The organism is Bacteroidota bacterium, assembly GCA_041658205.1.
In the GTDB taxonomy this organism is placed as follows: domain Bacteria; phylum Bacteroidota; class Ignavibacteria; order UBA10030; family UBA8401; genus UBA8401.
Genome location: JBBAAO010000001.1, coordinates 1,128,261 through 1,143,402, shown reverse-complemented (window position 1 = coordinate 1,143,402; position 15,142 = coordinate 1,128,261). Strand labels below are relative to the sequence as shown.

At 41.5% G+C, this 15,142-nt stretch carries 8 protein-coding genes; all 8 read right to left on the bottom strand.

Annotated features, from left to right (window positions below; all coding sequences use genetic code 11):
- Positions 1–253: 253 nt before the first annotated feature.
- Positions 254–970: a Sir2 family NAD-dependent protein deacetylase gene (locus WDA22_04685; GenBank protein ID MFA5832758.1), complete on the bottom strand. Its 717-nt coding sequence runs from the start codon at positions 968–970 to the stop codon at positions 254–256.
- A gap of 265 nt (positions 971–1,235) precedes the next feature.
- Positions 1,236–2,330 (bottom strand): hypothetical protein, encoded by a 1,095-nt coding sequence (locus WDA22_04680; protein MFA5832757.1) that lies wholly within the window; start codon positions 2,328–2,330, stop codon positions 1,236–1,238.
- A gap of 2 nt (positions 2,331–2,332) precedes the next feature.
- Positions 2,333–3,373: a PorV/PorQ family protein gene (locus WDA22_04675; protein ID MFA5832756.1), complete on the bottom strand. Its 1,041-nt coding sequence runs from the start codon at positions 3,371–3,373 to the stop codon at positions 2,333–2,335.
- 20 nt (positions 3,374–3,393) lie between these two features.
- Positions 3,394–6,183, bottom strand: a complete 2,790-nt coding sequence (locus WDA22_04670; GenBank protein MFA5832755.1) for a TonB-dependent receptor — start codon at positions 6,181–6,183, stop codon at positions 3,394–3,396.
- A gap of 77 nt (positions 6,184–6,260) precedes the next feature.
- The gene (locus tag WDA22_04665) at positions 6,261–8,027 is read right to left on the bottom strand and encodes a hypothetical protein (protein ID MFA5832754.1); all 1,767 of its coding nucleotides are present in this window, start codon (positions 8,025–8,027) and stop codon (positions 6,261–6,263) included.
- A 48-nt stretch (positions 8,028–8,075) separates the two neighbouring features.
- Positions 8,076–10,349, bottom strand: coding sequence for a T9SS type A sorting domain-containing protein (locus WDA22_04660; protein ID MFA5832753.1), 2,274 nt, complete (start codon positions 10,347–10,349; stop codon positions 8,076–8,078).
- A gap of 43 nt (positions 10,350–10,392) precedes the next feature.
- Positions 10,393–12,606, bottom strand: a complete 2,214-nt coding sequence (locus tag WDA22_04655; protein MFA5832752.1) for a hypothetical protein — start codon at positions 12,604–12,606, stop codon at positions 10,393–10,395.
- A 141-nt stretch (positions 12,607–12,747) separates the two neighbouring features.
- Positions 12,748–15,066 (bottom strand): LysM peptidoglycan-binding domain-containing protein, encoded by a 2,319-nt coding sequence (locus WDA22_04650; GenBank protein MFA5832751.1) that lies wholly within the window; start codon positions 15,064–15,066, stop codon positions 12,748–12,750.
- Positions 15,067–15,142: the final 76 nt, after the last annotated feature.

The following is a 15,142-nucleotide window of genomic DNA, read 5'->3' as shown; positions in this document are numbered from 1 at the left end:
CGGCAAACCGCGAGGTAACTTGTCATGTCCCGCCTTTCGGATTCCGCATAGCGGGATTCAAAAAGGCGGAACCAGCGTACGCTGGCATCCAGGTCCTGGATTCCGGCTTCCCGCCTGAACGCTTGGCGGGCAGGTCGCCGGAATGACACCGCAAGCGGCGGGTCTACGACCTCGTAGAGGGAATTAGGCCCTGAAGAGATTAAACACAATCAATCTAAAATTTACCTCCAATGTGAGTCGCTCATACTCCCTCTTATTCCAATAATTTGCCAACTAACTTTGGCAATTGTTCGCTTGCACTCCCCTGCAAAACAGTATATCCATCCAATAATTCGTAATTCGGATGCGGATCGATGAAATATTTTTCTTTCGTCCGGCGAAACATCGGTAATAATCCTGCAGCAGGATACACTTGTGCCGACGTTCCAACCCCAATAAATATATCGGCAGATTTGATCAACTGCCTCAGAAACTCGTCCCGCATATCAACAGGTTCCCCAAACCAAACAATATCCGGACGTAGTTGTCCACCACATTGCGGACATTCCTCTCCCAACTTTATCGGTTTGACGATTTGTGATTTATAATCACAGTCGAAATTGGAATCAAACTGAAATGCTAACGAATGATGAAATTCACATTTTTGGATATCAATTCTTCCGTGAAGATGCCATACATTTTCGCAGCCTGCCCGTTCAAGCAGAGTATCGATGTTCTGCGTGATATTTGTAATCGTGTAGTGTTGGGAAAGTTTTGCGATGGCGTGATGTGCGGGATTTGGTTGACACTCAGCTTGTTTCAGAAAGCGCATGGCGTAGAAATCAAGAACAAGTTTCCGATTTTTTTGCCATCCCTCAGGCGATGCAACGTCTTCTATGCGATGCTGTTCCCACAACCCTCCGCTATCTCGAAAGGTCGGGATTCCGCTTTCTGTTGAAAGACCAGCACCGCTGAAGATAACAATATTCATAAAACAAAAAAGGACAAACATCGATGTCTGTCCTGCAATATTTCTATTGATAAATAGTTCTTGTGCCGTTTCTAATAAATCGTATTGTAAAAAATTATGTTCATACTGAGCAAGATGTCGCCGTTTTAGAAATCCTTCGACGCATGCCGATAAACAACATCGGCATTTGCTCAGGATGAAAATTCCGGCGACATCGCGCCTCCCAAAGGGACCCCTTTGGGGGAAGTATGTTCTAAAAATACAAGATTACTTTCTAAAAATTGCACTAGTTATCTGTTGTCAGCCGATATAGTACAATCCTGTTATTGTCTGTATCGCACACAAGCAACGTATTTTCTGCAACAGCCGCTCCGCCGGGATGGTTGAGCGTAATGCCTGAACTCTTTTTCCCGAATGATTCTACCTTAAATTTTCCACGATTATTGAACTTAACCACGCTATCTAATTGCGTGTCTACAACAAAAATATCCCGACGAAATCGGTCAATACCTACACCAGCCGCATTTTTAAATCTATTTGGACTGATGAATTCTACTGTTCGGTGATCAGGATTTGTCGGATCGAATTTTGGAAGCCACCCTTCGAAATCAGCATTTTTAGTAAATGCCATCCAGATTGTTGAATATTGAATTCCATCTGAGCTTTGAGTTACAATAAAATCTCCGCTATTGGGAAATGTAGCAATTCCTGTAGGGTGGTTGATATTGGTAATAGAGCTGCCGGCTCCAGATTGCAATTCGCCCAACGGTGTAATAAAGGAATCTTTTTTTGTCGTAGCATTCGGTCGATACTTAAAGCGCAGCACACGTGCATCGGGATCAACAATACTGCTGTTATCCGGTCCGTCCCTTACCACTAAATATTCATTATTCAAAATAATGCCGATACCGACAAATCGGCGTTTAGGACGGGCCGGTTCTTTCCAGATTGTATCAATTTGTGCATTATTCAAATTATGATTTGCAGCAACAAGTTTGATTCTCAGCAACACACCAATGGTATCTCCAGTAGTCGGTTCGATGGTTTCAGCACCAACTAAAAGATCGAGCTTCAAATCCTGTGCAAGAGATATTGGTTTTCGAATCGGTTTGCTAACACTCATTATTTGTCCTGCTTGATTCAGCATGACAACACGATTATTTTCAGTATCCGTTACGTATAACAATTGATCCAGTCCGTAAATAATCGTTCGAGGTTTGTTAAATATTCCGCTCCAAGTGTTTTTCTCAACATACGAAGTATCACCAATCTGTGGCAATGGTACTCCGGTCGGAGTATCGATTGGTTTTACACAACCGATCATCGTCAACCATATTGATGCAACTCCAATTACCGTAATATGTGAAAATAATTTGTTCATACTTAATATGTCAATAGCACAGAAATCCTGTGAACACTCCCTAGCTCATTAAAATTTGAAAATGAATAATCCACATTAGCGACGGTGATACCGAGCGGGATTTTTACACCGCCACCAAACGAAACATCCTCGGCAGAAGAGATCGATTTTCCAAGCAACGATTCGCCAATCGTTCGTTTTACTCCAGCGCGCAGGAAGAACATTTTATCGTATTCATATTCTACTCCAAAGCGAACATTCTCTGCATTATCGTTCGGATGATTCAGCTGTAGAGATGTTGTTAATCGGTTGGTCTCATCCTGCCATGGCTCAAAGGCATATCCCAATTTGAATAATGTTGGCGGAGAAAATCCTTGGAAAGAATTGACCTTCTCCCCTGCCCCATTTAAAGTTGATCCTTTTGGTTCAACGTTATCTCCAAAATTGGTAACCACAACGGAAAAACGGGACGAACCTAATCCCATAAAATAATATGTTCCAATATCGACCAATATCGCATCTGTATGCAACTCCGCAATATTTTCTCGGACATATCGCGCGGTAATCCCAAAACTAAATTGATCAGTCATCTTTCGAGCATATGTTCCGCCGATGGCGACATCGCTAAAATTAAAATAATTTCCATTCCCGGTCGGTTGATATTCCGTTGTAATCGGCATCGGATCCGTATGAAGCGATGTGAATGAAAAACCAACAAAGTCATTTTCGCCGAGTGCGTAACTCATCCCAAAAAATTCATGTTTTAGGTCAACAAGCCATTCTGCATGTGATACGACTATCTGATTTGAGGTTGAATTTACTAAGCCTGCAGGATTCCAATACAATGCTGAAACGTCGTTTGTTACTGCAATCACTGCTTCGCTCATCGCTGAACCACGCGCATCTCCGCCGATCTTTAAGAATTGGAATGAAGAAATACCTGAACGCTGACTGCCGAGATTCGGTACCAATTGGGCAAACGAAGAATAAACAAATACTAAAGAGCAAAGAGCAATAAACACTCTTCTACTCATTCCAAATATATTTTTGTTATTCAGTCTCATTAAGTCAAATTGATGAATACTTAAAACCGCAACGCAACACCCAATCGGGCTGTGCGTGGTGAAAGATACCGCGCCGGATTATAGGGATACGGCGAAATAGTACCTTGTAGATCCGGGAAGCGTGGATCGTTAAACGAAGCCGGAGTATTATCACCATACTCATACGCTTTTCCGGTCACTGAATTAATAATCTGTGAATTCTTATTGTCCAAAAGATTTTGAATTTCCAGACTCACCGTCATTCTACCAAAACCAAGATCAAAATATTTTTCAATATTCATATTGATATAAAACCAATATTCGGCAAGTTCTTGCAATGGATCTTCAATCTTTCCGCGATATTGCGGTCTTCCCTCTGCATCAATCCCTGTATAGATCTGTTCCGTATATCGTTTACCGGATTGAAAAAATGCTCGCATATAAACGGAATAGTCATCCAGAATACCCGGCGCAAAATCATAGAGAGGTTCATTCTTTTTCACGCTGAGAATGGATGTGAGATTCGCCTGCCAGGGACGATCCCATGAAACAAAATTCTCTTTAATGGTTGCATCACCGCTGCCGGTGGTCAGATTGAATAATGCTTCCGTTGCCGAAGAACTTTTACCGGTGGCGATTGAGTAAGATCCGGCAAATGTCGACCGGAACTGCGATGTGAAACGATGCGTGTAATCAAATTCAAATCCGCGTGTTCGCGCATAATCAGAATTGACATATGTTGTGTATGTTCCTCGCGAGATACGAGCACTGGTAGCTCGAACGCTTCGGGCAGTGATGTAGTCAAAGATATCTTTGTAATATGCTGTTAATGTGAGAACATCATTTTCGGTGATCTGATTTCGTAGACCAAGTTCGTATGCTACTGTTGTTTCAGGATTCAAATTAGGATTACCGACTGTTTGCACAGAAGAACGGGCACTGCTTTCGGTCAATTTTGAATAGACGTATGTCGGTCTCGGTAGTTTGGAGAAATGTCCATAAGAAAAGAATAATGTTTGATTATCAGATACGGGATGTGAAATTCCAAGGCGAGGACTTAATCTTCCTTTCCATCGATGGCCAAACAACGATGATGTTTGTGATCGATATTGGTCACGAATATCTTCCGAAGCTAGTGCAACATTGGGATTATTGATGGCATCGTCAACAAATTTACCGGGGAACCAATAATCAAACCGTAACCCAAAATTTAAAACCATTCCGCTGATCGAAATATTATCCTGAGCATACAACGCACCAGAAGCGGGACTAACTTTGTAGATATCGTTGTTCAATCCAAGCGGTTTAATCCACGGCTGCGAAATATCAATCATTTGCAGCTGTTGGAATTTCATTTCAATTCCGGACTTGAATTTATTTTTTTCTGTAAAGTGATTGGTAAAATCAAATTTTACAGTATAATCGTCGATGTAATGATCGCGCCAACTGTATGGTCCGCCGAGATCATAAAATCCGTCACCGGGAATGACGCCAATTCTGTTTGTATCAGGATAAAAATATTCAATTGGAAGTGTTACGATGTCACGCGGTTCGTTGTATAGTTGATATCCCTTCCCATTAGCGTCGCCGCGAACATGCGCCGTATATCTGCTAATGCGCAGATCAAAAAATGTTTTCGATGAAAGAGTTTGCGTCAGCGATAACGTATGCTGAATATTGATCTGTGTAAATGTATTGGCGCTGTCCAGAATATTTTGGTACTCATACTGATATCCCGGAGTTGGCTCTTCACGCTCTAATGATGTTTTGATCGTTGCAGAATTTTGGTCAATAGAAACCGATTGATTAAATGCGTATGCTAATTTAAATGTCGGCGAAGGTTTCCAGGTCAATTTGCTTGAGACGGAAAAACTATTTGCCAATCTCAATGCATAATCCGATCCGTTAAAGATTGTTGAATTAAGCTGTTGAGGAATGTACTTATCATATTGACCGGTTGGGACACCTTTTCTAATTCGTTCGCTCCATCGAGTGTAGCCATCTGTTACATTACCGGATACATTGGTGAAAAAGCTCACCGTCCCTGGCAATAGTTCAGTAATCAACGGAACCGGACCGCTGATATTTCCTTCAATCTGATCGGAGTTAAAGAAATGCCGGGATGATACACCGACAACACGGTCCGTCTTGTATGAAACACCACCACTATATTTATCACTTCCCTCTTTGGTGGTAATATTCACGACGCCCGAAGTTGCCTGGCCATATTCTGCATTGTAGCCACCGGTGATCACTTCCATTTCCTGAATTGCTTCAGGGCTGATCTGCAAACCAAATCCCGATCCTCCAAGAACATCCTGCACCGAAACACCATCCACAAGATAAGCGTTCTCGTATCCGCGGCTTCCGCGAATATGAATTTCATTATCGGATTGAACAACACCGGTCTGCAAACCGACAACATCTTTTACGTTCGTTACAGCAGCAACTGTTATATCTTCTGTTTTAATCGTCCGCTTACTTGATGTTTCTTCAACATCGAATAATCGTTTTTCACCGATGATAATTACTTCCTGCCCAAGAGAAAGAACAGATTCAACCATTTTCACATTCAGTTCAACTGTTTTTCCTGCTTCAACTTTTATTCCTGAATACTGAACGGTCTTGTAACCAAGCAGAGTCACGTCGATATTATATGTACCGGGATTAAGTTTTTCAATTTTGTAATTACCGTCGAAATCAGTCGAAGCTCCATAATATGTTCCTTTGATAAGGATATTCACACTCGGAAGACCATCTCCAGTATTTTCATCGACAACTCTGCCAATAATCTTTCCAACAGAGCCTTCTTGTTGTTGTTTCTCACGCATTTGATCCAGCACTTGCGCAGTGGACGTTGTGCAAAACACAAATAGGGTAAATAAAGATATGTGGACAATTTTCCGCATCAATTCAAACCAAACTCGTCAACAATCACTTTTTTAAAGAAATTAGGAAGATTTTTTTGTCGACCGTTGAGTAGATGTAAAGGAACAGCTATAAAAACAATTGATCTATTTGCATCAATTGTAGCAATCTCTGGAGAACCTTGATATCTAAATGTGCCGTTGGTATAATAAAACTTTGAAGAATCAAGTTCATACAAATATCTAGCGTCAGTTCGTTTGTACACTCTGCGCATATTTACCGAATGAATATTTTGTGTTGAATCAAACGCTAAATCAGGATACCCACTTTCAAGTGAAAAGACTTTTGTACCAGCAGGAATTCGTGTATCAGCATTAGTATGTACGGGGGGTGTCTTTGACGGAGTTGAGACCGTATCAGTACTTATACTGTCAATTGGTGCATAATCGTTTATAGTCCTTATTGCTCCTGGAATAATTGCTTTTTCATTTGTAGGAAATCCTGTCGTGAAAATTACTTTCCCTCCAGTTAAATTGTAATTAAACAAGCTAACTTGTGCAGGTATAAAACTAGGTGATAAATCACTAATCCACATTACAATATCATATAATTTAAGGGTGTGTATTAAAGCTGGATTGAGATAAGCAGGAACAAACGATCCATATTTTGGATTTGAAAACTGGTTCGCCTTCTCACTAGCTGTAAGACCATATCCAACATCTAAAATATCAAAGTTGCTAAAACTCTTACCAGGTAATCCTTGCTCAAGGGCATTTCTGTAATTGTTTAATGCGGTTTGACGATCAAACTGATTATAATCTACCACGACTAACATTCGACTCGTCGGTTTTTTCACATACCATTTCTTAGTGGTTGGACTCGACGGCATAGTGATTGTTACGCTGCTATCACCTGCCACGTCCCTCGCTTGAATGTATAAGACATTGTTTGAGTTCAGTTTCAATCCGGAAATCTTACCGCGAAATTGCATCGATGGGAATGTGCCGGTATAGACATCGGCCTCCACTTCACCCGTTGCATTATTCGTTACCAAACGAGGAGCAATGAATGTAACAAGTTTCACTGCACCACTGATTGAGAACCAGCGTTTATTTGGTCCCGAATCATTCAACGCTAATCGGAAATTGGAGATAGTATTATCGCCATCAATATCCGTTCCATACCAAGAGAATGTCGCAACGGTGAATGTTGTATCCGGCTGTTGAATGGTAGCGGAGTCGATTGGATTGACAGAGAAAAATACTTTCGGTGGAGTGTTACGAATCGGCAACAATTGTGAAGCGCTTTTTTTATCAATTGATGAATTGAGAGATGTTAAGAGAAGATCTCCGCCGTCAAAAATTCCATTACCATTTTTATCCCAATACGGCTGAGGCGTGAGACGAATGATGGCCCCTTCTTGCAGCAAAGAATGTTCTTTAAACGTATTGTCTGTTGCACGAGCAATAATGGTAAAGATACTTCGAGCTTTAATCAATGGGAGCGCAATAATACTGTCTGTCTTTGTCGTCCACGCATACGTAAACGTGTCAGGAAATGCGATATTCGATGTTGCGATTGATTCCGGCGTAGCGATCAAAAATCCATTAACATAACCGTCCGGATCTTCGCCATACCAATATGCATGCTGACGCGAAGAGGTTTCATTTAATGTTGTAGAAGACGACAACCATAACCGGGTCAGCGGCGACTGATTTGCCTTCGGCTGATTCGGAAGATCTTTTTGGCACGATCCGATGATCAGTCCCACAAGAATAAGAACGATATTTTGTAAAATATTTTTCATGCGTTGAACCTTGTCAAGGTTTCAAACCTTGACAAGGTTATTGTACTTTTATTTCAGCAACAACATTTTCTTCACTTGCGAAAAATCTCCAGTCGTAATGCGATAGAGATACATACCGCTGGACAATTTTGACGCATCAAATTTTACAGAGTATACTCCGCTCGATTGATATTCGCTCACCAATGTCGCTACTTCCTGTCCAAGAATATTAAACACCTTTAACGAGACAACTCCTGAAACCGGTATTGAATATCGCAATGTTGTTGCAGGATTGAATGGATTTGGGAAGTTCTGTTCCAATGCAAATTCATTCGCAATGACATTTTCACGACGAACAAACATGGGGTTGTATCCTTTAAAATCAGTATCAGTTCGTGGGGTAACTTTATACCGACCGCCACTGTAATAGAGAATTCCCGTTACATTTGTAAATTTATGACCAACTTTCACAATGGTCAGACCAACACCTGTATCAGCAAGTGCATTGGAATATTTATGCCGTCCATCGCGACGTACCAACACTGCTTGTGAGCTGTTACTGATCCAGAATTCCGTCGGTTCCGAAAAGACAGGATCAATACTGGTTACCGTTACCGAATCAAAAGAAACCAACATCCCTTCATACGGTTCAGCAACAAGATTTCCGTTGCTTGCTCCATCACCAAATACTTCTGTTTTTAATTTTACAGGAGTAGGAAGTGTTTTTCCGGATGCGACGATTCTCCCTTTGGTGATATTGGAAAGACGTGTGACATCAAAATTTTCCTGAATCGATCCGGTGACAACAACGCTGTCACCCATTTTCAATTTTCCCATAATCGAATCAGGTCCGACAATCCACAATCCACTGAACAGAGCATTGCCACTCTGCATATACCATGCATTTGTTCCACCGGTCGATAATGGAGACAATCTCAGCGCCGATGTATCTGCAGTAATAATTCCACCGACGGAATCAATTGCACCAATGTACGGGCTGCGTCCATTTGCATACAATGTTTTTTGAATATCGCTCGGGGTCAAAACAGGTTTTGTGGAACGGTCGATGACTGTATAGAAGAAAAATCCTTTTGATGTATCATATTGTGTCAACGCTCCACTGTTTGCCAACATGGTTACTTGAGTATCAACATCTGACACCTTAATAAAATATCGCACGGTACTTCCGGGTGTTTGCGCAGGAATGGATGCCGTTGATGTTGAATCACTCGAAATTGGAATAGGCATTGCAATCTGCTGCCATGCACCATTATTCACGCTGTAGAAAAGAATTTGTGATGCTAAATTAGCACCATTAACAACTGCCGATGTCTGTTTATAAATCTTTGCAGAGATAACGGCTAAACTATCCTTGCCGACAATGACCGGATTACGACGATGCGTTGTGACAGCCGGTGCAATTTTTCCATACTTAACATCACCGGGATAGATCGGACAAATTCGGTACCCTCTGTTTGCTTCCTGACCGGATGAGGTTGAAATATAACCGCGCATTGTATCAATCTTCGTGCCGACAGGAGGAACTTTATAATTTGGATCACCGGGAACAATTATTGAACCATTACCAATCGTAAAATAATATGACCAGTCATAATCCGACAATGTGTTACCGTTTGCGTCCGTCACCGCCCATGTTCCGCGAGCAGAGTTCACAATTGCAGTAACTGTCAAATTGGTAAATTCCACCTCCATTGCTTCATACGGTTCACCGGTTGTGAACTTTGCCGTTCCACCAGGATTTGCTCCCACATTGAAATCAGTAATACTTTTCTTTAATGGCGGTGGAAGTGGATTTCCGGAAGATAAAATATCAATCGGGAACGGAAGAACGTTATTGGAGTTGTCTTTATATGTAACGATTGGTGTAAATTGGGTTAAGCTATTCATGCTCGTTGAAGGGAACTCATCGATGTATCCGGTAATTTTAATGATATCACCACGCTCGATATTATATAATCCGCTAGCATCTGCGGAGGCGGAATCACCTGACCAACGGACAAATATACCAGCAAAAGGATTTGAAACTCCTGCACCGGTATCACGAAGACATAACGTTTTTCCTGCTGCCGTATAAGAGATTACACGGGGTTGAACAGTAACTAGCGCAATGATCGTCACAGTTTCACGTAATGCCGCCGTTGTTTTGAAAATCGGAGAGGTCTGTGTTAACCAACGGGTAGAGCCAATTCCTAATGAATCGGCAATTTTTAACGAATCCAGGCTGACTGACTGAAGTTGTTGAATCGTCTTTGTGGGATAAACTTTTTGTGCAAAAAGATTTGTCATTCCGAAGATGACAAGTAGTAATAAGAGTTTTTTCATCTCTTCTCCTCTATCATTGGTGATTGTCTGTTGATTAAAAAAATTATTTTATGATAGCAAACTTACCGCGTTTGACATCATTGTTTTCCAAATTCTTCACCGTAAACAAATACAGACCTGTGGCAATCGCCTGGTCGTATTTTGTAATAAGATCCCACGCATGCTCGCCGCCAGCAAATTGAGCAGAAGCACCGAGCGTGGAAAAATCATCGAACCATTTTATTCCTGAACCGGCATATGTGGCAGCGTCATGGAGTAATTCGGCTACCAGATCACCGGTTAGTGTAAAGATTTTTATTTCTGCGCGTGCAGGAAGATTTCGAAAATAAATTTTTCTGGAACGTTCACCGGCGCCATCCCACGCTGCTTTTGCATAGTATGGATTTGGATAGACAATAATTTCAGTATTCCGATCGGTAGTTGGTCCAACACCCGGAACAACTCTCTTAATGATTTTTGCACTTTCTAAGCTAGGCAGTCCGTTAACCGAATCGCCTCCATCAAATGCAGAAACTCCATAAAGATATTGCCATCCGTTTAAGCTCGTAATCGGATCATTCTTCGGAGGAAATTGATAGCGGCATACCACGGTATCTATACCGTTGATAAATATTTTCGGCGTATCAAGTTTAATGTTGGAGAAGCCGGTGTTGTATCCGATGGTATTGTCATTTCGGTCAAACTCGCCGATCATCTGCATGGACAGTAAAAAGTTCTCAGGATTTTTAATATCAGCGCCGGGAGTGGAACGATAAATACGATAACCTTCAAAATCGAATTTGCGGCTGATGGGATCAAAACTTTGTTCGGAACGAACGCTATCCCAATATAACGTTACACGCTGATTTTCGACAACAGAAAAAACTCTCGGCTGCCTTGGAGGCTGCGGAAGTGTAAACCGATCCAATCTGCCATTATCGTTAATGTCTTCTCCGTTATCCAACCGATTGTTTCCATTCAGATCTTCACCGTTATATGTCTGCTGTGACCATGCAGCGTTTGCATATAACCGTGATCTCATTTGTGGTGTTTTATAATCCTCGCTTGCAGCAACGCTTCCTGTTTTTTTTGCACCAATCAATCCAAAAACAACTTGAACACTTTCCCCCGGCGCGAGAGATTTGAACGGACCAACAGAAAGCAGATCGCTTAAACTTGCCGGCAATTCTCCTGAAGTTATTCCATCCGATGTCAGGACGCTATTGTGTCTGCCAAGTGCTTCAATATTTGGTTTCGGCATCATTCGGGACAAGCGTTGGTAACGTCCAAGATAGAAATCACCCGGATTATATTCATCACTGGGAAATGCATAAATAGAATTTCCCGAACCGCTCGATCCAAATCTCCACCCATTGTAGTATGTATCTTTTGAAAGATCACCGATCGAATCGATCTCCGACAGGATTGGAACGCCGACGGAATCTTTTTTCAACGGGAATGGTGTCGTGCCCAACATTTTAATTCCCAAATAACTGTTTGCCGGAGGTCCATACGGTGCACCGTCGAAATCAAAAACATAGCTCAAACGAAGGCTATCAATATATCCTCGTCCGGAATGACTAAAAAACTGACTCGCCGAAGAAGGATTACCGGTTAATTTTGTATTGCGAACAGCGCCATTATTCCACAATCCAACGTAGAGACTGTCGATGATGGTGTTACTGACGTTTTTAATAGTATAGTTGAGAATGACAAAAAAATCTGCGAAGGGATAGTTCCACGCATAACTTTCCAAATGTATATTAATACCAAGCGGTTTATGCAATGGTATTGCCAACGTTGATCCGGGGAGTGTATCATTTTTATCGGTGAAGTCCATCACCAGATCTTGATGACTGACAGCATTTAAATCGAAGTAGGGAGATTCGAGAAGTGTTGAACGCTGCGAAATTACCGAACCAATGTTATTGGTAATTTCCAATCCTTCCAGAGGATTTGTCGTCGTAGCTCTGTCTAATCCTGCAGTAGAAACACGAGCAACAGTTTCATTCCGATGAATGCCGCCGATCCAGATTCCTCCGACCGAAAGATGTTCAATGCCAGATCCTTTTGGATATTCTAACGAAGGTTGGATCGGCCATTTTTTGAACCGATTACCGATCTGTCCGAAATTGGTGATGGTAACATTAAGATTTCCGATGGATGTATATTTCGTGTCATCATCTTCTGTAATCTTATTCAGAGATTGACCAAACAGCGGGAAACCACCGATGGTGAAAAGGAAGGATACATAAATAGGTAAAAAGCGTCGTAGCAATGATCTCTATGAGTACGTTGTTGGATTAATTAACTGAAAAAATATACGCCGTATTAGAGAGAAAAACAAGGCAAGTTTAAGAGATAAACATTTGATAAAACTGGACAGCCTCGTTAATACAACGAGGCTGTCCGGGAGGGATCAACTTTGGATCTTGAGTTTTTGTCCGATACTAATGCGTGACGTTTTTAGGTCGTTCCATTTTTTTAATTCAATGATGCTGACACTGTACTTTTCCGCAATCTTCTCCAGCGTATCGCCGCGTTGAACCACGTACATTTTTGATTTGGCATTTTGTGTCACAATTTGTTTTTTTGACACCGGTTCATCAGCCGGTTCTTCCGTTTGATCCGGCGCATATATCTCTAACACTTCTCCGGCATTGATCCTGCTTGTCTTAAGTTTGTTCCAGCTTTTAACATCGGCGATTGCAACATCGTAATTCGCTGCAATTTTTTCCAGGGTCTCTCCTCTTTTCACTTTATGCTGAATCCATCCGATCCCGGTTCGTTCCGGACGGTCCGTCTGCTGTTTTTTCTTTGAAGTTTGTGAAACCAGCTTCATCTTTTCCGCTAATGATTCATTCGCAATTTTTTTATACTGCTCAAGTTTCTCTTCCGGTACCCAAATTGCCAGACGTTGTCCTTTGTAAATATGTTTGCCATACGGAATGTTGTTCCAGTTTCTGATGTGACTTGCGCGAACGTTAAACCATTCAGCAATATGTCCCAGTGTTTCACCTGTTTTTACCACATAGGAAATTTTTTCTCTCCCTTTTGGTTCATACGTAGTTCGTAATGCTCGCGATTTTCGCTTTGATGTCATTTGCGCCACTGATGTCCCGGCAGAAGCCGCAACATATTTTCTTCCTTCTTCTTTTAATTTGTTCGCGCGTTCAATATCACTTTTTTCTTTCTTCTTCTGCGCTTCAACAAGTGCCGATGCAGAGTTCGAACGAATTGGGATAACAAGTGTCGATCCAACTTTCAATCGTTTGGAACGAGTAAGTTTATTCACTTCAAGCAACACGGCAGTCGTTATTTTATAACGATTTGCTATCTGACTAACTGTTTCACGGCGACGGATTGTATGTGTTGCGAAATCAAATTTCTTTTCTTCCGGAATTTTCAAATAATTGTCAGCAAATATAGTCGACTTTCCAACCGGGATCCGAAGACGATAACCTTTGTAATTCGGAGGAGTGCACCATTGCGTCAGTTCGGGATTGAGATCTTTAATTGTTTCAAGATCTGTTTCGGCACACTCAGCAAGGATGGAAAGATCGATACAATCATCAACCGTCACCGTCTCAAATGACAGCGAGTCCGCTTTTTTTATATCACCAAAGCCAAACGCTTCCGGACGCATGATGATAAGTGCAACAGCAATATATTGTGGAACATAATTTCTTGTTTCTCTCGGTAAACGACGGCGCATTTCCCAATAATCAGTTGAACCGGATCTCCGAATTCCCCTTCGTACCCATCCTCCTCCGGCATTGTATGCAACAAATACTAAATGCCAATCATTAAATTCACTGTATAAATCCTTCATATGACGGGCCGCGGCTCTTGTTGCTTTCTCAAAATCACGCCGTTCATCGTACCAATAATTGGAACGTAGTCCATATTGCGACCCTGTTGCTTTCATAAACTGCCACAATCCGACAGCTTTTGCCCACGATCTTGCAGTAGGATTTAATCCACTTTCTGGAAGAGATAGTATCATCAATTCCGGAGGAAGTCCTTCTTCGGCGAAAATACGGGACATTGTCGGAAAATATTTCCCAGATCGATTAATCCAATTTTCCATGTGCGAACGCCCTTTTCCCATAAAAAAAGCTAACGTTCGCTTTGTGTACTCATTAATGTGTAGAGGGACTTCTGTTTTGGGTATGAGCGATGGTGGAATTTGAATATTTGTGATATCAATCTTTTCAATTTCCAGATTCAATTTTTCCCGAAGAGCAAAAATAGAACTGCTGGAACCCAAACTATCGATAGCAGCGATATATTTTTCATAATCTTCAATAACACTTCTGGTCAATTCATTAAAATCGGTATTCCCATCGATGTTTGGAAAGTAACTTGCTTCGTTAAGATGTTTTATGGCCTCTTCAAACTCATCGGCAGACATCATTGAATCACCTTCTGCCTGCGCTTGTAATGCAATGAGATAATGTTCACGCGCACGTTCTAGAAGCTCTGAAATTTCCTTTTCATCCATATCACCGGAGGAATCCGCGGCTGTGGAATCACCTACATCAACAGACTGATTCGGACGTTTTTTGAGAGTATCTGTATCCTGGAAAAATCGAGCGGATGAAGCTAATAATACTGGCTTACTGGAAGAATTTTTTATGAGCGAAAATGAGGACTGAGATTCAGGTTTTTGAGGAGTTGTATTTGTACAGCCGGCCCACAGCACGAAAACTAGACATACTACTAACGTTTTTTTCAATACTTTTCCCTTTTTTTAGATATTCTTATCTATTAAATATAAGAATTGAGCATCAAAAATCAAGGAGTTATTGAGT

Excerpts from the sequence above, each read along its gene's own strand:
- WDA22_04685 (MFA5832758.1), bottom strand. The coding sequence starts at position 970 with ATGAATATTGTTATCTTCAGCGGTGCTGGTCTTTCAACAGAAAGCGGA.
- WDA22_04680 (MFA5832757.1), bottom strand. The coding sequence starts at position 2,330 with ATGAACAAATTATTTTCACATATTACGGTAATTGGAGTTGCATCAATA.
- WDA22_04675 (MFA5832756.1), bottom strand. The coding sequence starts at position 3,373 with ATGAGACTGAATAACAAAAATATATTTGGAATGAGTAGAAGAGTGTTT.
- WDA22_04670 (MFA5832755.1), bottom strand. The coding sequence starts at position 6,183 with ATGCGTGAGAAACAACAACAAGAAGGCTCTGTTGGAAAGATTATTGGC.
- WDA22_04665 (MFA5832754.1), bottom strand. The coding sequence starts at position 8,027 with ATGAAAAATATTTTACAAAATATCGTTCTTATTCTTGTGGGACTGATC.
- WDA22_04660 (MFA5832753.1), bottom strand. The coding sequence starts at position 10,349 with ATGAAAAAACTCTTATTACTACTTGTCATCTTCGGAATGACAAATCTT.